Consider the following 17425-nt stretch of genomic DNA (forward strand, 5'->3'; position numbering starts at 1 on the left):
GCACATGTGCATGGCCTTCGGCCCGAAGATTGCGGTCGACGACCTGTCATTGATGGTTCCGCCCGGGTCGATGTTCGGGTTGGTCGGCCCCAACGGTGCTGGTAAGACGACATGTCTGTCCATGGCGGTCGGGCTGCTCAGACCGCAGTACGGCCGAAGCCTCGTTTTCGGGCGTGACGTCTGGGCCGATCCGATCGCGGCGAAGGAGCTGCTCGGCGTGCTACCCGACGGACTGACATTGCCTTCCCAGTTCACCGGCCACGAGCTCCTGACCTATATCGGTCGACTGCGCGCGATGCCGGAGGACGTCATCGCGCAACGTCGCGACGAGCTACTGAACGCGTTGGGTCTCGCCGATGCCGGCGGAACCGTCATCGCCGACTATTCCGCCGGAATGACCAAGAAGATCGGACTGGCGTCGGCGCTGTTGCACGGGCCTCGCCTCTTGGTGTTGGACGAGCCCTTCGAAGCCGTCGATCCCATCTCGTCCACGACGATCCGCAACATCCTGATTCAGTTCGTTCGCTCCGGTGGCTCGGTGATCCTGTCCAGTCATGTCATGGCCCTCGTGGAACGGCTGTGCTCCCACGTCGGTGTCATCACCGGTGGTCGAGTCGTGGCGGCGGGAACGGTCGACGACGTCCGCGCCGGTGGCACCCTCGACGACGCCTTCGTGCGCCTCGTCGGATCCCGAGACCAGAACCCGGACGGCTTGTCCTGGATGCGCTCGTGAAGTCGGTCGGTCGCACCGTCCTGCAGATGCGAATCACGCTCTACCGCAGGCAGTTCAAGGGCGGACAAGCAGTGGTCAAGACCGTGTTCGGGTTGCTGGGGCTGGCCCTCGCGGTTCTCGCATGCGTGATGGCGGCCCGAACCGGCGCGTCGCAGGTATTGGTGGGCGGCACCGCAAGCCTCGGACTGACCCTGACGGGCCTGAGTTGGGTGCTCTTCCCGGTGCTGTCGGGTATCTCCGACGACAACATCCAGCCCCGCCACTTCCAATTGCTGTCCGTCGATCCTGCGCGACTGGCCCGTGCGCTGCTGACCACGTCGGTGATCGGCATGGTGGTTCCGCTGACGATCGTCGCGACGGCGTCCATTCCGATCTACGCTCTGTCGCGGTCGGCTGCCGCAGTACCTCTGGCGCTCGTGGCCTGGCCCGCGACGGTGGTGTTCTTCGTGACGTTGTCACGGGTGGTGACGCTGGCCATGTCGCAACTACTCAAGAGTCGCCGCAGCCGCGAATTCGCGTTGCTGGCGTTCGGCGCTGTCTTCGGAGGCCTGTACTTCCTGCAGTTCCCCATCACGCAGAATCTCGATCGTGTGCTGTCGGGTGAGGTGACGTGGCCGCTCACACTGGCCCATTCGATTCCCTTCGGCTGGGGCATCACCGGCGTCGATGCTGTGCTGGAGGGCAAGTGGCTGTTGGCGATCGGCGCGGTGGTGGGATTGCTGCTGCTGGACGTCGCACTGGTGTGGGCCTGGCAGCGACTGGTTCTACGCCACTTCGAGGGACGTGTCTCGACGTCGTCGGGATCAACCCGTAAGCAGACGGCAGAGAAGGGGCGCGACGGTGCAACAGGGTGGCGGGCAACGCGCGTCGGGGCGGTAGTGACGCGAGAGCTGTCTCTGTGGCGCGGTGACATGCGTCGTCGGAGTCAGCTGCTGTCGGTGCTGATTTTCGCAGTGCTGGCCGGCATCGGCCCGCTGGTGACCGACTCGATTCCGTTCAGCGCAGCCTGGGGCGCCTGGATCGCGATCTTCATGGCGATGGGTGCGGGATCGAATTCGTACGGTCTCGACGGCGGTTCGATGTGGCACCTGGTGATGATTCCGCAGGCTCTCCCCGACGACATCCGTGGTCGGCAGATCGCCTGGTTGCTGGTCGCGACCCCCTTCGCGATCGTGCCGGTCGTGGTGGTTCGAGTGTTTGGAGATCTCGGGCTCGACCGATGGGAGATCCCTGTCGCCGTGACGATCTCGATGCTCGGAGTCAGCGCCGGTCTGACCGCCGTGAACTCCGTACGCGGTGCCTACCCGGTGCCCGAAGCTACGAAGTCGTTCTCGATGAACACACGGGGGTCGTTCACCGGAAATGCATTCGTCTTCCTCATCCTCGGGATAGTGGTCCTGGCCGTGTCGGTCGTGCCCGCACTGCTTCTCGCACTGCTCCTTCCGGGAGCGTGGGCGTATCTGTCCATCCTGGTGGCCGCAGCGATCGGCTGGCTGGGGATGTGGTGGGGCGCGCGGATGGCAGTCGGCACGCTGGTTCGTGACTCCGACAGAATCCTGAACTCGGTGATCTCACGGTAGTGCGCGGATCGCCCGACACGGGTTGCCTGCAGCGAACGTATGCGGCGGTACGTCGCGGGTGACGACACTTCCGGCTCCGATCACCGAGTTCTCTCCGATCGTGACTCCGGGACAGACGATAACGCCTCCGCCGAGCCAGACATTGTCTCCGATAGTGATGGGAAGGGCGCTCTCCCAACGAGATCGACGAGCATCGTGGTCCTCCATGGGATGCAGCGCAGTCAGTAGTTGCGCACGTGGACCGGTCGAGACGTCGTTCCCGATGGTGATGGGCGCGCAGTCCAACAGAATGGCGTCGTAGTTCAGAAAGCTGTTGGACCCGATGGAAATGTATGTGCCGTAGTCGCATTGGAAGCGCGGCATGATCCACGAGTCTGATCCGATGGAACCGAGTAGCTCGCCGAGCAGTTCACGTCTTGCTTCGTCCTGGTCTGCCTCGGTCGCGTTGAATCTGTCGAGCAACTTTCCACACGACACCCGAGAGGCCACCAGGTCAGGATCGCCGTCTCGGTAGAGTTCGCCGCGCAGCATCCGATCTCGGTTCTCGCCCATGGGGGACACGCTACAAGCAGGTCGGCTTCTCGAACAGCGCCACGCTGAACCACGAACTGCCACCGTCGAAGTCGCGACGGCCGACGTACTGGAAACCCTGCCGAAGGTAGTAGTTGCGAAGAGCGGTGTTGGTTTCGGCGCAGTCCAGCCGTAGCAGCCCTCGCCCTTCCTGTCGGGTCCGCTGCGTCGCCCACTCGAGCAACGAGGTGCCCAGTCCCGTTCCGGCTTCGCTTCTGTCGATCACCAATCCGTGCACATAGCCTGCGTCGTCGTCTGGCTCCGGCCAGACGGCAGGATCGGCCCAAATCAGTCGCAGGGCTCCGACGATCGGGCCACCGGCGTGACGTCGAGCGATGTAGAACTCCCCTGCGTCTATCTGGGCCGCAACAGTCGACAGAGGTACCTCGCGCGGTGCCCACTGATCGATGCTGCGGGCGGCCAACCAGTCCTCGGCGGCGTGCCGGAGGTCGAGTATCGTTGCTGTGTCGGCGGCAGACGCGAGTTCTACGGTGAGCACCCTGCCATCGTACGGAGGTGACGAGTCCTGTGGTGAACGTGCTTGTGGTCGAGAGTGATTCGGACCGAAAAGCCTTCCCGTCGATCGATGGAGTTCAGCTCCGGAGCTGCGCGATCACCGAACTCGTCGACGCTGTGTCGTGGGCGGAGGTTCTGCTGTTTCGCACGTTCGAGACGGTCGACCTGCGCAACGTGTGGCCGCACGCCGACAAGCTCCGATGGATTCATGTGTCGAGCGCTGGGGTCGATCGGGTTCTGGATCCGGTTCTGCGGGAAACTCCCTGGGTGCTGACCAACTCCGGCGGCATTCTCGACCGTGCAATTGCCGAATACGTCGCTGCGGGCGTTCTGGCGTCGATGAAGAAGCTGCCCGAAGCGCTTCGGCGACAACGTGAACGGGTCTGGGAGCATCGCCTCACCAGTGGAATCCACAATCGGAGAGTGCTGGTCGTCGGTCCGGGTTCGATCGGCCGCGCCATCGGTCGCGTTCTCGGGGCACTCGGTATGCGTGTCGACGCGGCCGGCACATCCGAGCGGCCGGGAGACGCGGAGTTCGGGAGAATTCGTTCGGTGGACGAGTTACCCGCCTACGCAGGTGAATACGACGTGGTGGTGCTGTCCGCGCCGCTGACCGAGAAGACCCGGGGGCTCGTGAATGCAGAGGTCCTCGGGGCGATGCGTCACGACGCGGGGCTGGTCAACATCGCCCGTGGGCCCGTTGTCGACGAACAGGCCTTGTGTGAGGCGTTGGATTCCGGGGCGATCGGATGGGCCGTGTTGGATGTCTTCGAGGTCGAGCCACTTCCGGCGTCGAGTCCGCTGTGGGAGATGGACAACGTGATTCTGACGGCGCATCTGGCCGGTGACGCCGACGACTTCGCCGATCGGCTGTGGACGCTGTTCGAGGACAATCTCGATAGGTATCGGCGGAACGAGTCCCTGGTCAATGTGGTGGACAAGCAGGCGGGCTACGTCCGCCGGTAGAGGCCGACGCCAATCTATGTGTAACACGCCGTCGCGTGTATTAGTGTCGGTGGAATGCGTGAGATAAACCATTCGGCGGTCGCGTCGACACCCCGCGATGTGGCGTTCGCCTACCTCGACGACTATCGAAACGTCCCGCGGTGGATGTTCGGGATCACGCGGTTCGAGCCGAGGAGTGAGACCACCTCCGGTCTCGGGGCGACGTACGACGCAACCATGCAGATTGGCCCCAAGTCGTTGAATTCGATCGTGCGCGTCACCGAATGGGTCGAGAACGAGCGACTCACGCTCGAATCGGTCGAAGGCCTGTCCAACTCCTCGACCTGGTCGTTCACGGACCTGGATGAGGGCCGGACCCGTCTCGACGTCATCTTCCGTTACAGCCTGCCCGGGGGCATCGCCGGAAAGGTTCTCGGGGCCGTCGTGGAGCCCGTCGTCGGGCAGGCAATTCGGCACACCGAGTCCACTCTCCGATCGCAGCTGGAAGCGGCCGAACATCGGTAGTCCCGAATAATCGGTACTCTGGCTAACGTGACGGACGAGCCGGAACGACCCCGCGGTTTGACCTTCGGCCGAGTCGCCGAGGAGTACGACCGCGCTCGTCCTGGATACCCGGCGGCGCTGTACACGGATGTTCTTGCCGGCGGTGCGACCCGCGTGTTGGAAGCGGGAGCCGGCACCGGCAAAGCCACCGTTGCGTTGGCTGAACGCGGCGCTTCTGTGGTTGCGGTCGAGCCGGATTCAGCTATGGCCGAGGTGATCCGACACCGAACCGAGAACATGGACGTCGATGTTCAGGTCACCCGGTTCGAGGACTACGTCGGCGCGCGCTCATCGTTCGATGTCGTCGTGGCCGCTCAGGCGTGGCACTGGGTCGATCCCGATCGAGGAGCCGCGGTGGCGGCTCGTGCATTGGTCCCCGGGGGATCACTTCGGCTGTGGTGGAACATGCCCGGTCAGCTTGACGGGCCGGTGTGGGAGTCGGTGCGGGCTGCGTACATCGCCACCGAGCCGGAAGCCGCACCGCTGTTGGCGCACTCTCTCGGCGTGCAATCCGAGACCGCGGTACCCCGCGCGGCCGGCTTCGGCCCATGGTCCACGTCGACCTACGAGTGGGTTCAGCGTTACACCGCGGACGAATTCTGCGCCATGGCCGCGACGTACTCGAGTCACCAGATTCTCACCGACACACGTCGGCAGGAAGTGCTCCGAGCGGTCCATGCGGCTATCGACAGCCACGGCCACCTGGACTATCACTACGTCACGCAGATGATGACGGCGAATCCAGGCTAGGACATCGTTGTGGTGCAGACGACGAATTGCCGTGCTTCGTAGGCGAATCCGCCTTCGGGGCAGTCGTTGGGGTCGGCGGTTCCGGTCTTGATCTCGGTGACCTTCTCCACGCTCGTCGCGCTGGGGTCTGCGCAATCGACTCGGGCGGGCTCGTCCATTCCGGTACTCGGCACGCTCATGCAGCCGTCGATCACCCAGTCGACGTCGAGGCACAATGCACCCTGCTCGACACCGTTCAGAGTCTCGTAATACGTCTGGTTGACGTCGGTGGGGCACTGCTCGTTCTCTTCGGCTTTGGCGATGACCTTGTAGTTGGACTCCATGCTGCCGCACTCGGCGTTGTCGATCTCGGCGGCAGTCATCGTGCCACCGAGCTTGACGCACTGGCCGATCTCGACGTCGATGTCGGTGGAGCCACCGGCGTCGATGCCTTCCTGGCCGGACACGTTGTCGGTGGTGGTGGGGGCTGCGGAACTGCTGGAGGCGGTGGTGTCTGCGGCAACGGCAGTGCCGGCGTCGGACGACGAACAGCCCGCGGCGAGCATCAGCGTGAGGGCTGCACCCGCGGCGAGAAGGCCTCGAGATAGTGCGTGCATCGTGGCATGACCTTTTGGACTCGTCCAGACGAAGGAGTAATCCTTCGTCGGCAGCCCCGCGGGCCACCGATGAAAGATTCTCGACTATCCGGGTGGTTTTGCAAAGTCACGAACGGAACACGATGCGCGCCACCCACTTGGTGTTGTGCACACCGGGAAGCGCGGGAACGATGACACGTGCCGGGTAGCCGTGATCGAGCGAGAGATCGACGCCGTTGACTTTCAATGCCAACAGCGAATCGGGATGGAGCGCTTGATTGCCCTGCAGCACAGCACGACCGAATGGGCCACCCTGTTCTATCGAGATGATTTCCGCGGACCTGGGTGCGGGTACCCCTGCCAATGCTGCGAGTTCGGCCAACGGAACTCCCGTCCAACTCTGCGTGGTCGACCATCCTTCGACACAGGCGATGGGAAGTTCGGCGGTGTGCTGAGTCATGGACAGCAGCCTGCCGCGGGAGAGAACCACGGGTTCCGAGTTCTCCGAAGCGCTCTCGACGGACAGAGTCCAGTCTGCGCCCGTCTGTTCTTCGGTGACACCGGCCGCCTCGGCGGTGCGGTTGATTTGAAAGTCGTTGGGCCCGTCGCCGTACGAACGCCCCCGCGGAAGCAGAATTGCTGCCTTGCGTAGGACGCCTCCGACGGTTTGCCCCACCGTCAACACGGCTACGAATCCCATTCCGGCGGCGACCAATCCGATCGCACCTCGTCGGCTCATGGTTTCGTGTGGCCGGCTCGGCGCTTCGTTGCGGGCGCGCAGGACGTCCATCAACGATTCCGATCGAAGGGTCCGCCACATCAGCGGCACTTTGAGACCGAGGTGCACCAGGAATCCGGAGATGAAAACCCAGGCACCGAAGTAGTGAGCGGCGTAGAAATCGAAGCCGAACACGTAGTCGTACTGGATGTTCAGCACGCCGGTGACGATCTCGAACAGCAGGCCACCGACGAGTGCCAGCAGCGACAGTCGTTCGAGTGCATGTGCGGGCGACCGGACCGGTGGCAGTTCGACGAGCTTGGGCATCACCGACCAGAGCTTGGCGATGACGAGCGGGACGATGATCAGGCCCAACCCGACGTGCAGGCCCTGCGTCAGCTGGTACAGCCAGGCCGGGTTCGTCGGCCAGTCGAAGAACGGTAAACGCAACCACCCGACGGCACCTGGTCTGGCTTGGCCGAATTGCGGCCCGTAGGCACTGTAGGACAGCAGGCCCGTCAGAATCACGATCGGCAGCGCAACGAGCAGCACCGCGCCGAACACCGACGTCAACCACGTGCTGCGCAGCGGACTGCGAAAGCGCGCGAGCGGGTTGGGTGCGTCGGCCATGTATGGCATTCGCTGCCCGACCCGTCCCGGATGTGTGGCGGCGAGTTCCCCTTCCTGTTCCATGGCTCGGTAGAAGGCCTCGGCATCCTCGGCCGTCGACACCTTGGGGCGGCTCGACGCCCATCGGCGGAACAGCATTTCGTATCGGTCGCCCAACGCCGAGGGCAGTGCCGGATAGCGTGCCGCGATCTCGGCCGCTCGCTTGTTCAGCAAAGCCGCTCGGACAGTGTCCACTGTCGCAGAATCGAATTCGGCGGGCAGTGGCCCACCTGCCACGAGAGCGCGCACCAACTCTTCTTGACGGCGAGCCAGGTCGTCGTTCACCTCGTGTACCCGGACGTCCGTACCCCGGTGATGCGATCGAGTCCCGCGGCATCCGCGATCGAATCCAGTTCTGCGAGAAGCTCGGCCTCGGGTGGATAGTGACCGTCGCGTTCGAGCATCAGGGGCGTGCGATGCCCAGCCGTCGCAAAGGTTCGTAGTAGTTCGAGGACTTCGTCGGGCACCGGCTCAGTGTGGGTGTCGTGATAGATGCCGCCGCGGACCGTGCCACCGGCGATGTGGCAGTAAGCAATTCGATCCAGCGGCAGGCGTTCGAGTTCGGTCCACGGGTCGCGGCCCCGATTGAGTGCGTTCGCGTACACGTTGGCGATGTCGAGCACCAGGCTCACGCCGGTCCGCTCGACGAGTTCTGCCAGGAACTCACTCTCGGTCAACTGGTCTTCCGGCCAATCGAACAGGGCTGCAATGTTTTCCACCGCCAGCGGAACCGGCACACCATCCTGCGTTCGTGCGATGTTTCGCGCGAGCGCCGTCAGGGCTTCGTGGGTGCGCGGCACCGGAAGCAGATGACCGGCCTCGATGCCGTCGGCGCGGACGAAGGCGATGTGCTCGCTCACCAGTGGGGATCCGAGCATCGAGGCGACTCGTGCCAGTCGGTCGATACGGTGCTGCTCCACCGGCTCCGCACCGCCCAACGACAACGAGATTCCGTGCGCGACGACGGGAACTCCCAATGCGACGAGGCGATCGGGTGCCTGCTCACCGATCGATTCGGCGATGACCTCGCAGAACGCCAGCCCCGGCAGTTCCGAGACGATGCCGGATATCTCCGAGCGCCAACCGATTCCGAGCCCCACGGGCACTGCGTCGACGTTCAACCTCCACAACCTCCGCCGCCGCATCCCCCACCGCCGCCACCGCAACTGCTGCTGCCGCCGTCGCCTCCGCTGCCACCGCTGTCGCCGCCGAAGCCGAACGACGCGGCCCCACCGGCCTGGGCGGTGCCGTAGCTGAGTGCACCGGCCATCGCCGGATCGAGCATCAGCAGGGCCCCTGCTCCGAAAATGGCTGCAGACATTCCGGCACGAGTCGGCCCGTAGGCGGTGAAGGACGGTCGCGCGCGGGGTGAAAGGTAGTCGTTCTCGGCGCGGAGCCGGCGTAGTTCGGTGTCGCCCGCAGCTGTCCGACGGCGTCGACGAAGCAGAACCGGCACCGCCGCGAACAGGACGAGCACGATCGCGACGAGAAACCAGACGGGCTTGCCGTTCGCGGTGCCGGCGACGATGCGGGCAATTCCGACTGCGATGACGAAGACCACCGGGAATACCCGTGTGACAGCGGAGCCGCGTGCGCCGTGCAGCAGACCCTCGTCGACGAGAGTGCTCCGCAGTTGCGCGCATGTGCCCGACATGTTCGCCACCAGTCGGGAGCGAACCAGGGGTGCTTTACCGCTACCGAGGCGTTCGAGAACGGTGCGGGTGAACCAGTCCAGCTGTGACCGCTCGATGGCGCTCAGCTCGCGGCGCTTTCTTCCTTGCGAGTCGATGATCTCGGCACCGCGAAGTATGGCCAACGACGCCATCACTGCCTGGGAGTCGCTGGTGAGCACACCTACTTCGGGTGGTGTGAGCACGCGGCCTGCCGACGTCACCGGGGTCGATCGGTGAGCGGCTATCCAGTTCCCCGCCATCGTCAGGAGTATCGCGAGAACTGCCGCGAGCAGGTACCAGCGGAGAAAGTCTGTGCTGGGGATGCCCCAGGTGTCCGAACCGCTCATGGCCACACCCACTTTCCGTCGGATCCAGCATCTGATGCTCAGTATCGGGCCCGCGGGCGAGAAAGCAACCCCGACAACGTCCCCGCGGGGACGGGTGCGTCGGTTTCCCGCCGTTCTTGTCGGTGCCTCGTCGTACTGTCGTCGAACATACATTCGACGAGTGGGGCATTCATGGTCGAGACTGCAGACATCGAGACGGAGATATGCGCGCTGGCGGGCCAGATCGCGGCTGCATCTGCGCAGTATCTGATCCTGGTCGGTGAGTTCGATGCTCGACGCGGGTGGGCCGCGTGGGAGACGAGGTCCTGTGCGCACTGGTTGTCCTGGCGCGCGGGAGTCGATCTGCACACTGCCCGTGAGCAGGTACGGGTGGCCAAGGCGATGCGAGAGCTGCCCCTGATCACCTCTGCGTACCTGAGCGGCACGGTGTCGTACTCGAAGGTGCGCGCGATGACCCGTGTTGCCACCGCCGACAACGAAGCGTCACTGCTGCAGAAGGCGCTCGATGCACCCGCCGCGCACATCGAACGTCTCTGCCGTGGTCTGAAGAAGGCGATGCGGCCGACCAGAGGCAACGGCGTCGACCTCGATCCGTGTGTGGGACGGTGGCGCTGGGACGACGAGGACGGCTCGCTCGTGGTGACGGCGCGCTTTCGGCCCGAGGATGGCAAGCGATTTCTGGCTGCGGTGACCAGGGCCGAGTACGAGCGCACCCGCACCGAGGTGGAAGCCGAGGGTGACCGGTCGGCCCCGGCGCCGCCGAACCCCGTTCCTGCGCTCGTCGCGATGGCGGAGATGGTGTGCGCCGCCATCGATTCACCGGTCGTCTCACCTGCCGCGGAGGTGTTGATACACCTCGGAGACAGCACCGAAGCCGGGTGCGATCATGCTCATTTCGATGACGGGCCCGGGCTCGACGACGAAACTCTCGCTCAGGTGTTGTGTTCGTCGGTCATGCGAGTCGTTGGTCACGGCCGGTTGGGAAAAACGGTGCGGTGGAGTACCACTGCCAAAGCTCCGAGCCGAACCCAGCTGCGTCAGTTGATCATTCGCGATCGATGCTGCTCGGTGCCCGGGTGCGGACGCACCCGGTTTCTGCATGCTCACCACGTCACCTACCGCTTGCGGGGAGGTGCGACCTCGCTCGACAACTTGGTCCTGCTGTGCGGCGAACACCATCGAGCACTGCACGACGGCTACTTCCTCATCGAATCCCTCGGCCACCAACGATTCACGTTCCGGCACCCATCGGGAGCAGAGATGGTTCACGCGCCGGCGCTGTCCGGAGACGCCGAGGTCCTCCGGCGGCAATATCAGCACATCGAACCCGACGCCATTGTCCCGAACTGGGGCGGGGAAGGCCTCGACCTGAGCTACGCGACCGACGTTCTGATCACCAACTGGCAGCAGGCTGCATGAAAAGGGGCCGTTCAGGGCAAGTTAGTGTGACGAAGAGACTCGGACAAGAAGCGGTGGGATATGAGCGTCGACAGATCGATGGCGGACGAACAGTCCTGGCCGGTGGAACAATGGCCGAGCTGTGAGGATGCGACCAGGCCGGAAAACGACCCGTTCTACGCCGCGCCCGAGGGCTACGAAGCGGCTCTACCGGGGACGATTCTCAAGGTGAGGCCGGTCGAGGTCGCGATGTTCGGCCACGTGCGACAGCGAGTCGACGCATGGCAGCTGCTGTACCGCACCGCCGATCTGGGCGGTGTACCGCAGGCCAGTGTGACGACGGTGCTGCGGCCGCAGAATGCCGAACCGGTGTTGCTCTCGTACCAGTGCGCCATCGACGGCGTCGCGTCCTCGTGTTTTCCGTCCTACGCGCTTCGACGCGGCTCGAAGGCCCTCGGCGCAGTTCCTCAGTTCGAGTTTCTGCTAGTTCTGCATGCCCTGCGCCGCGGATGGACCATCTCGATCCCCGACCACGAGGGACCGGACGGACATTGGGGGTCGCCACAGGAACCAGGATTCTGCACACTCGACGCGATCCGCGCGGCGCTGTCGTTCGAGTCGTTGGAGCTGCACGAGAGCACACCCGTCGCATTGTGGGGATATTCGGGCGGCGGGCTGGCGACGTCGTGGGCCGCGGAGATGGCCCCCGAATACGCGCCGGAGCTCGAGCTCGTCGGTGCCGCCCTCGGCTCCCCCGTCGGCGATCCGGGTTCTGCGTTCACCAGGCTCAACGCGACGCTGCACGCGGCTCTGCCGACGCTTGTTGTCGCGGGACTGCGACGCACCTACCCCGATCTCGATCGCGTGGTGCGTCAGTACGTCAGCGAGGACGGAATGCGCATTCTCGATTCCGTCGAATCGATGACGACGGTTCGTGCCGTCAGGCGGCTGGCTCGGCACGATCTCGACAACTACATCGACATTCCGCTTGCCGACCTGCTCGCCCTACCCGAGATCGTGCAGGTGTTCCAGGACATCCAGCCCGGTCGCACTGCGCCGTCGGTGCCGCTGCTGGTCGTGCAGGCCGTGCACGACCAGATCATTGCCGTCGACGACGTCGACGGCCAGGTCGATCGGTATCTCGAAGCCGGCGCACACGTCACCTACCTGCGAGATCGGCTGAGCGAGCACCTGTCGCTGCATCCGCTCAGTGCGCCCCTGACCCTCGACTGGCTGGCCGATCGCTTTGCCGGCCTTCCTGTTGCCGAACCGGCGACCAGAACGGTGTGGTCGACGGCGTTCTCGTTCGCGGCTGTACGGGGCTTGATGTCTCTGACCTGGACAACCGTCCGAGCATTGACCGTCGGCGTCAGGGCGTAGCTACTCTCGGTGCGATGCAGCGAACCTGGGTACGGATTCTCACCGGAACGATCGCGACGCTGGGCATCGTCACCGGACTCGTCGCGATGGGGGCGTACTACACCGACACCCGCATCAACGTTCTGATCGCGCTGGCATCGTTCGTTCCCCTGATGCTCGTCGCTGTCGTGGTCGGTGCCGTCGTCGCGCTGATCGGTAGGCAATGGATTCTGGCGGCGGTGTCCGCGGTCGTGTTGGCAGCAGCCGCAGTGGCGTACGCACCTCTGTACGTGGCCGACGCGGCATCCCAGGACGAGGCGAGCGGCGATGCCGTCCGGCTGCGGGTGATGCAGGCCAACCTGATGGTGGGCAGCGCCGATCCGTCGGTCGTCGTCGGATCGGCACGCGACAACGCCGTCGACGTCGTGACGATCCAAGAGCTGACCGATGCGTCGGTGCTCGGGCTACGGGATGCCGGCATGGAGCAACTCTTTCCGTACAGCTACCTGCGAGCGTTGCCGACGGGTGGCGGAGGTGCCGGAATCTACAGTCGCACACCGCTGTCCGACAACCGCGAACTCGCCGGCTACGGGCCCGTGAACCTGGCCACCTCCGTCGACGTTCCCGGATCGGAGCCAGTGACGCTGCTGGCCGTCCATCCCGGCCCGGCATACGTCACCCCGGCCGATATCTGGACCGCCGAATTGGACACGCTCCGTAGCGATCTCGAGGCGGTGTCGGCAAGCGGTCCCGTCATCGTCAGTGGTGATTTCAACACCACGTATTCGCACAAGAAGTTCAGGAACCTACTCGATGCCGGATATACCGACGCCGCAGCACAATTGGGGATGGGGCTGATCCCGACCTATCCCACGGACAAGGGCACTCCCGCCGTCGTCGGCATCGACCACATTCTCACCAATTCCGGGCACGCCCGATCACTGGAAAGAATCGACCTCCCGGGATCGGACCACCACGGTCTGATCGGGGAGATCGAGTTCTCCGGAGTCAGCTGACGCGCGCCGACTGCTTGCGAGACTTGCCGCACTGCAACAGAATTCGCACCTTGGCTGGAGTTCCGTCGAGTGAGGTCACGATGTCGTCACGGGTCCGTGCTGCGGCGTCGGAGACCTGCTCGAGGGACGTGACGGCTGGATCGAGCGTCGCGACGATCTCGACCACGCGCTGTCCCCTGTCCGAGACAGAGCGACCGGAGGCCGAGACGATTCCGTCGTGACCTGCCAGCGACTTGGCTGCACTACGGGCCGCGGTGCCCAGGTCGACGCTGAGCCTGCCGTCGACCTGGGCACCGTCCACGTTCGTGACCTCGGCCGACGTGGATCCGAAGGCCACGGTCCCGACCGATCGGCGCGGCAGGTGCGCGAGCAACCACCACAGACCCAGCAGGATCAGCACGACAGCGGCTACGCCGAGAGCCCAGGGCCACCAACCGGCGTCGACGGCGGTGTCGACGAACGCGGCGTCCAGCCGCTCGCGGCCGGGAAGCTCGCCACGTTCCCACGCGATAGCTCCGCCGCCGAGAGCGATCAGAGCCAGCCCGACGACGGCTGTGCCGGTGCGGTCGAGCGATGCGGTTGCACGTTTCACAGCTGCTGTCCTTTCATGAGGCCTGTCCTGTCGTTCGCACTCGGGTGCGCACCTTGGGTGCCGACGCGAGTGGGCGGAGGGCGTCGTCCACGGACGTCACGACCGCGGACTTCAGAGCCGAGGTGTCGGTACCGGCCACGGTGGAGACGGCGACGGTCACCTTCTTGTTGCCTGCCTTGGCGGACGCGGTGTCGACGCCCACACTGTCCAGGGCGGCAGATCGCGCGACGGCAGCGACGTCGCCCTTACGAAGCCAGACGCCCTGCTCGGTGAGAGCACGGTGGGTGCGACGACGTGGGCGAATTGCCACGAACACGAGAACGAATCCGATGACGACGGCGGCGATACCTGCGGGCAGCATCCACTGCTGAGCGGTGAGCCCGTCGAGGTTTGACGCGGCCGGGCCGACCCACTCGGAGCCGTCGAGAGCGCCCAGCTTCAGCAGCGCCTCGCGGCCGAGTACGACTCCGGCGGCGATGAGAACGAGAGCGAACAGGACGGCCGGAACAGCTGCGGTGGGGTTGGCCACCGGCTTCTTGCTTGCTTGCTCTGTCACTGCACTCTCCCTTCTTCGCTGGTGGGCTCGGCCGGTATGCATTCGACCGTCACGTCGACTCGGTCGACGGTGTAGACACCGAGTTCGGACAGGTCTCTGGCCACGGCGGCGCGAACGTTCGCAGCCACTTTCGCCAACGGTGAGGGCCAGGTGACTCCGACGGAGACCTTTGCTCGCACGCGCTCGCCGGTGATCGTCACATCGGCCTTCGGCAGATCACGCCCACCGAGGAGGTGCAGTCCGGGCTGGCGGTCGGTGACGGAGTCGGTACCGCGGGCCGCCAGAACGGCCAGGCGTTCGACTGCCTTGTGCTTGATCTCCAGGGAACCGCGATCGCCGGGGTCCGCGAGTGACCCCGGGGTTGCTGCCGGTGTCCCGGGGGTCGTGGGGGCTGCTGCTGTGTCAGTCACGACCGCGACCACGCATGATCGAGTTCAGATCCAGTTCACCGTCGATGTAGCGGCCGACGAAGAAACCGAGTCCGCCGAGGACGATGGCGATGAGGAAGCCGGTGAAGCCGCCGGCTGCTGCGGCGATGGCCAGCAAAAGTCCCACGAACAAACCGATGGTTGCAGTGGTCATGGTCTTGATCTCCAGTCAGAGTGTTCGGATGTCGAGGGTTCAGATGTCGAAGTAGTTGCGTCGAGTGACGCGTTTGCGGAGCCGGGCGATGCGTTTCGGCAGTGTGCGCAGTGGCGTCGGTACCGAGGACGAGCGGAACGCTGTCGGTGCGCTGGCAGTGTTGATCGGAGTCGACGGAAGTACGGCGAACCGGCGGTCGACTTCCGCGAGCTCTGCCATGTACCGGGCGGGATCACCACCGATGTCGGGGTGGTGTTCTCGGGCCACAGCGCGCCGGGCCGCCTTGTACGCGGCGGCCCGGTCGCGCGCTGAATGCTCGTTCACCTGGTCAGACTCGCACAATTCAGACCCGGACGACATCCTCGACTGTGACGTGCACGGGCCCGTCGACCATTGCCGCGACGGTGCTACGCACTGCCTCGGCGGTCTCCCGTACGGCGTAGCCGAACTGGAGAGTGACGTGTACCTCGGTGCCGTCGTCTGCGATCCGGATGCCGGCGACGCGGCGTCCGGGTAGATAGGTCGCAGCCTCGCCGAACATGCCGCCGTGCAGCCCGACGACACCGTCGATCGCCTGTACGGCGTCGGCGATGTCTTCGGACTTGTCACGGTCCGTCGGGTTCGGGTCGGTCACTGCACTCGGGTGGAGGCGGTCTCGGTGGTCTCCTCTTCGTCCGAGCCGTCGTCCAGGTAGATGTCGTGAACGACGATGTTGACCTCGGTGACCTCGAGGCCCGTCATGCGCTCGACGGCGTTGATGACGTTGCGACGAATGCCTGCTGCGAGGTCTGCGATCGAGACGCCGTAATCGGCGACGATGTCGATGTCGACCGCTGCCTGACGCTCGCCGACCTCGACCGAGACGCCCTGCGACTGGTTGACGCGGGCACCCGGGATACGCTCGCGCAGGGCACCGATCGCGCGGCTCGCTCCGCCGCCGACGGCATGTACGCCCTGGACCTCACGGGTGGCGATGCCGGCGATCTTCGAGACGACGGTATCGGCAATGGTGGTGCGGCCCTGCGAGCTGACGAGCACGGAATCCGACTTCGTGGTGATGTCGGTCTTGCCTTCGCCTGCTGCGGATACGGTTGCCTTGGTGTCCGTCGTGGAGCTCATGACTGCCTCTCTTCGCTGAGTAGTGGTGCACAGTGTGTGTCAGGAGTTGGTCGTAGCTCGATCACCGAAACGCACGTACAAATAAAGTGACCTACGTCATAGATTACGTCTGGGGGCCCGATGGAGTGGAGAGATGCGTCGGACCGCGTACTCGTCGGCGCAGCCGCGCTCGGCGAGACGGATGCGTTCGAGGAGATCGTGGGCCGATACGGACCGGAGATGTTTCGGTACGCCCGAAACATGCTGTCCGATCAGGGTGCAGCAGAGGAGGTAGTGCAGGACGCGTTCGTCGCAGCGTGGAAGGGGCTCGACAACTTCCGGGGCGAATCGGCTCTGCGCACCTGGCTGTTCTCGTTGGTCTCGCACAAAGTGATAGATCATCGCCGGCGTCGCAGCGTTCCTCCTGCGGAAGACTGGGTATTCGAGCGCAAGAGCACGGGCGCGGGCAGTGATCCCGAGGCGGACGTCGAAGCAGACAGCTTCATGGCCGAATTGGGTGTGGCACTGGCGGAGTTGCCCTATCGGCAGCGGGCCTGCTGGTTGCTTCGGGAGGTCGAGGGCCTGACCCATCCGGAGATCGGCGCGATCATGACGTTGTCCGCAGGAGCAGTACGAGGTCAATTGACCAGAGCACGAGCAACATTGAGCGAAAGGTTGGCGACATGGCGAACCCGGTAGAACCGAATGCGGTTCTCGCGCGTGCTGCCACCGAGCTTCGGGAGGCACCGCAGGAACCGAACTGGGTGGACATCAGCTCGTCCATCCTCGCGAAAGTGCGCAATACGACGCGCCGCACCTGGCCGATCGACAGCGTCTTCCCGGCGGGTTCAGCGGCTGATCCACGGGACTCACTGCGGATCAGCGATCACATCGTCAAGACGACGTTGCGCCGTGCTCTCGCGGGCGTACACGGTGCACAGCCCACCGAGATCGACCTCGATCTCGACGATCACGCCTGCACAGGCCTGTTCGTCGCGGTGATCGGCGTGTACGGCGACGATCTGCAGGCGGCAGGCGAAGAACTGGCATCGATCGCCATCGACGTGGTCGCGGACCTGCTCGGCGTCACCCTCGGCAGGGATGCGGTCGAAATCCGCGTCGACGACATCGAGGAGCGCTAGCGGATCGCGATTGCCCGAGGAGCGCTAGCGTAAAAACTCCGT

Annotated in this window: 23 protein-coding genes; 10 read left to right on the forward strand and 13 right to left on the reverse strand. The window is 64.8% G+C overall.

The genetic code is table 11. The annotated features are described in order from the left end of the window. The first annotated feature begins 4 nt into the window (after positions 1 to 4). Both AB0P23_RS05545 and AB0P23_RS05550 read left to right on the forward strand, forming a co-directional pair. Positions 5 to 733, forward strand: coding sequence for an ABC transporter ATP-binding protein (locus tag AB0P23_RS05545; protein WP_032367991.1), 729 nt, complete (start codon positions 5 to 7; stop codon positions 731 to 733). Beyond that, positions 730 to 2313: an ABC transporter permease gene (locus AB0P23_RS05550; RefSeq protein ID WP_206498484.1), complete on the forward strand. Its 1584-nt coding sequence runs from the start codon at positions 730 to 732 to the stop codon at positions 2311 to 2313. The genes AB0P23_RS05545 and AB0P23_RS05550 overlap by 4 nt, the downstream gene beginning before the upstream one ends. Here the strand turns inward: AB0P23_RS05550 and AB0P23_RS05555 are convergent. Then, entirely contained in the window at positions 2305 to 2865 is a 561-nt protein-coding gene (locus tag AB0P23_RS05555; RefSeq protein ID WP_206498485.1) for a sugar O-acetyltransferase, read from the reverse strand. The genes AB0P23_RS05550 and AB0P23_RS05555 overlap by 9 nt on opposite strands. Positions 2866 to 2875: 10 nt before the next feature. Then, a complete protein-coding gene (locus tag AB0P23_RS05560) occupies positions 2876 to 3382 on the reverse strand; it encodes a GNAT family N-acetyltransferase (RefSeq protein ID WP_032373465.1) in 507 nt (168 codons plus the stop codon). Positions 3383 to 3399: 17 nt separating this feature from the next. On the opposite strand from AB0P23_RS05560, the gene AB0P23_RS05565 reads away from it, so the two are divergent. Genes AB0P23_RS05565 through AB0P23_RS05575 form a run of 3 tightly spaced genes read left to right on the forward strand, consistent with a single transcriptional unit; the run spans position 3400 to position 5658 of the window. Further along, entirely contained in the window at positions 3400 to 4365 is a 966-nt protein-coding gene (locus tag AB0P23_RS05565) for a D-2-hydroxyacid dehydrogenase (protein WP_206498486.1), read from the forward strand. Positions 4366 to 4419: 54 nt separating this feature from the next. Then, entirely contained in the window at positions 4420 to 4869 is a 450-nt protein-coding gene (locus AB0P23_RS05570) for an SRPBCC family protein (RefSeq protein ID WP_032373467.1), read from the forward strand. A gap of 27 nt (positions 4870 to 4896) precedes the next feature. Further along, entirely contained in the window at positions 4897 to 5658 is a 762-nt protein-coding gene (locus AB0P23_RS05575; protein ID WP_052061624.1) for a class I SAM-dependent methyltransferase, read from the forward strand. Here AB0P23_RS05575 and AB0P23_RS05580 read toward each other — a convergent pair. The 4 genes from AB0P23_RS05580 to AB0P23_RS05595 form a co-directional block, all read right to left on the reverse strand. Further along, on the reverse strand, positions 5655 to 6254 hold the full coding sequence (locus AB0P23_RS05580; RefSeq protein ID WP_032373468.1) for a hypothetical protein: 600 nt from the start codon (positions 6252 to 6254) through the stop codon (positions 5655 to 5657). The two genes, AB0P23_RS05575 and AB0P23_RS05580, sit on opposite strands and share 4 nt — an antisense overlap. Positions 6255 to 6360: 106 nt before the next feature. Continuing rightward, complete coding sequence (locus AB0P23_RS05585) at positions 6361 to 7590, reverse strand: molybdopterin-dependent oxidoreductase (RefSeq protein WP_052061640.1); 1230 nt, start codon at positions 7588 to 7590, stop codon at positions 6361 to 6363. Between the two features lie 311 nt (positions 7591 to 7901). Continuing rightward, the gene (locus AB0P23_RS05590) at positions 7902 to 8741 is read right to left on the reverse strand and encodes a DUF692 domain-containing protein (protein WP_230593522.1); all 840 of its coding nucleotides are present in this window, start codon (positions 8739 to 8741) and stop codon (positions 7902 to 7904) included. Continuing rightward, a complete protein-coding gene (locus AB0P23_RS05595) occupies positions 8738 to 9640 on the reverse strand; it encodes a TIGR04222 domain-containing membrane protein (protein WP_204847267.1) in 903 nt (300 codons plus the stop codon). Before AB0P23_RS05595 ends, AB0P23_RS05590 begins: the two co-directional genes overlap by 4 nt. Positions 9641 to 9811: 171 nt before the next feature. On the opposite strand from AB0P23_RS05595, the gene AB0P23_RS05600 reads away from it, so the two are divergent. The 3 genes from AB0P23_RS05600 to AB0P23_RS05610 are packed head-to-tail and all read left to right on the forward strand — an operon-like array spanning position 9812 to position 13413. Beyond that, positions 9812 to 11059, forward strand: a complete 1248-nt coding sequence (locus AB0P23_RS05600) for an HNH endonuclease signature motif containing protein (RefSeq protein WP_363796983.1) — start codon at positions 9812 to 9814, stop codon at positions 11057 to 11059. Positions 11060 to 11119: 60 nt separating this feature from the next. Then, complete coding sequence (locus AB0P23_RS05605; protein ID WP_032389391.1) at positions 11120 to 12418, forward strand: lipase family protein; 1299 nt, start codon at positions 11120 to 11122, stop codon at positions 12416 to 12418. Between the two features lie 14 nt (positions 12419 to 12432). Then, positions 12433 to 13413 (forward strand): endonuclease/exonuclease/phosphatase family protein, encoded by a 981-nt coding sequence (locus AB0P23_RS05610; protein ID WP_052060811.1) that lies wholly within the window; start codon positions 12433 to 12435, stop codon positions 13411 to 13413. Here AB0P23_RS05610 and AB0P23_RS05615 read toward each other — a convergent pair. Genes AB0P23_RS05615 through AB0P23_RS05645 form a run of 7 tightly spaced genes read right to left on the reverse strand, consistent with a single transcriptional unit; the run spans position 13406 to position 16262 of the window. Then, the gene (locus AB0P23_RS05615) at positions 13406 to 14005 is read right to left on the reverse strand and encodes a hypothetical protein (protein WP_310179624.1); all 600 of its coding nucleotides are present in this window, start codon (positions 14003 to 14005) and stop codon (positions 13406 to 13408) included. The genes AB0P23_RS05610 and AB0P23_RS05615 overlap by 8 nt on opposite strands. A 13-nt stretch (positions 14006 to 14018) precedes the next feature. Further along, on the reverse strand, positions 14019 to 14561 hold the full coding sequence (locus tag AB0P23_RS05620; protein ID WP_052053617.1) for a DUF6286 domain-containing protein: 543 nt from the start codon (positions 14559 to 14561) through the stop codon (positions 14019 to 14021). Continuing rightward, the gene (locus AB0P23_RS05625; protein ID WP_363796985.1) at positions 14558 to 14971 is read right to left on the reverse strand and encodes an Asp23/Gls24 family envelope stress response protein; all 414 of its coding nucleotides are present in this window, start codon (positions 14969 to 14971) and stop codon (positions 14558 to 14560) included. Before AB0P23_RS05625 ends, AB0P23_RS05620 begins: the two co-directional genes overlap by 4 nt. Then, positions 14964 to 15143, reverse strand: a complete 180-nt coding sequence (locus tag AB0P23_RS05630) for a hypothetical protein (protein ID WP_027495126.1) — start codon at positions 15141 to 15143, stop codon at positions 14964 to 14966. The genes AB0P23_RS05625 and AB0P23_RS05630 overlap by 8 nt, the downstream gene beginning before the upstream one ends. Positions 15144 to 15182: 39 nt before the next feature. Further along, positions 15183 to 15467, reverse strand: a complete 285-nt coding sequence (locus AB0P23_RS05635; RefSeq protein WP_162182897.1) for a hypothetical protein — start codon at positions 15465 to 15467, stop codon at positions 15183 to 15185. A gap of 19 nt (positions 15468 to 15486) precedes the next feature. Next, a complete protein-coding gene (locus tag AB0P23_RS05640) occupies positions 15487 to 15777 on the reverse strand; it encodes an Asp23/Gls24 family envelope stress response protein (RefSeq protein ID WP_027495127.1) in 291 nt (96 codons plus the stop codon). Then, positions 15774 to 16262 (reverse strand): Asp23/Gls24 family envelope stress response protein, encoded by a 489-nt coding sequence (locus AB0P23_RS05645; protein WP_027495128.1) that lies wholly within the window; start codon positions 16260 to 16262, stop codon positions 15774 to 15776. The genes AB0P23_RS05640 and AB0P23_RS05645 overlap by 4 nt, the downstream gene beginning before the upstream one ends. A gap of 120 nt (positions 16263 to 16382) precedes the next feature. On the opposite strand from AB0P23_RS05645, the gene AB0P23_RS05650 reads away from it, so the two are divergent. Then, entirely contained in the window at positions 16383 to 16940 is a 558-nt protein-coding gene (locus AB0P23_RS05650) for a sigma-70 family RNA polymerase sigma factor (RefSeq protein WP_052056556.1), read from the forward strand. Next, entirely contained in the window at positions 16925 to 17383 is a 459-nt protein-coding gene (locus tag AB0P23_RS05655) for a hypothetical protein (protein ID WP_027495130.1), read from the forward strand. The genes AB0P23_RS05650 and AB0P23_RS05655 overlap by 16 nt, the downstream gene beginning before the upstream one ends. Positions 17384 to 17425 lie beyond the last annotated feature (42 nt).

The organism is Rhodococcus sp. NPDC077669 (assembly GCF_040686915.1).
In the GTDB taxonomy this organism is placed as follows: Bacteria; Actinomycetota; Actinomycetes; order Mycobacteriales; family Mycobacteriaceae; genus Rhodococcoides; species Rhodococcoides fascians.

Excerpts from the sequence above, each read along its gene's own strand:
- AB0P23_RS05645 (WP_027495128.1), bottom strand. The coding sequence starts at position 16,262 with ATGAGCTCCACGACGGACACCAAGGCAACCGTATCCGCAGCAGGCGAA.
- AB0P23_RS05650 (WP_052056556.1), top strand. The coding sequence starts at position 16,383 with ATGGAGTGGAGAGATGCGTCGGACCGCGTACTCGTCGGCGCAGCCGCG.
- AB0P23_RS05595 (WP_204847267.1), bottom strand. The coding sequence starts at position 9,640 with ATGAGCGGTTCGGACACCTGGGGCATCCCCAGCACAGACTTTCTCCGC.
- AB0P23_RS05570 (WP_032373467.1), top strand. The coding sequence starts at position 4,420 with ATGCGTGAGATAAACCATTCGGCGGTCGCGTCGACACCCCGCGATGTG.
- AB0P23_RS05605 (WP_032389391.1), top strand. The coding sequence starts at position 11,120 with ATGAGCGTCGACAGATCGATGGCGGACGAACAGTCCTGGCCGGTGGAA.
- AB0P23_RS05610 (WP_052060811.1), top strand. The coding sequence starts at position 12,433 with ATGCAGCGAACCTGGGTACGGATTCTCACCGGAACGATCGCGACGCTG.
- AB0P23_RS05580 (WP_032373468.1), bottom strand. The coding sequence starts at position 6,254 with ATGCACGCACTATCTCGAGGCCTTCTCGCCGCGGGTGCAGCCCTCACG.
- AB0P23_RS05555 (WP_206498485.1), bottom strand. The coding sequence starts at position 2,865 with ATGGGCGAGAACCGAGATCGGATGCTGCGCGGCGAACTCTACCGAGAC.
- AB0P23_RS05600 (WP_363796983.1), top strand. The coding sequence starts at position 9,812 with ATGGTCGAGACTGCAGACATCGAGACGGAGATATGCGCGCTGGCGGGC.
- AB0P23_RS05545 (WP_032367991.1), top strand. The coding sequence starts at position 5 with ATGTGCATGGCCTTCGGCCCGAAGATTGCGGTCGACGACCTGTCATTG.
- AB0P23_RS05655 (WP_027495130.1), top strand. The coding sequence starts at position 16,925 with ATGGCGAACCCGGTAGAACCGAATGCGGTTCTCGCGCGTGCTGCCACC.
- AB0P23_RS05630 (WP_027495126.1), bottom strand. The coding sequence starts at position 15,143 with ATGACCACTGCAACCATCGGTTTGTTCGTGGGACTTTTGCTGGCCATC.
- AB0P23_RS05585 (WP_052061640.1), bottom strand. The coding sequence starts at position 7,590 with ATGCCATACATGGCCGACGCACCCAACCCGCTCGCGCGCTTTCGCAGT.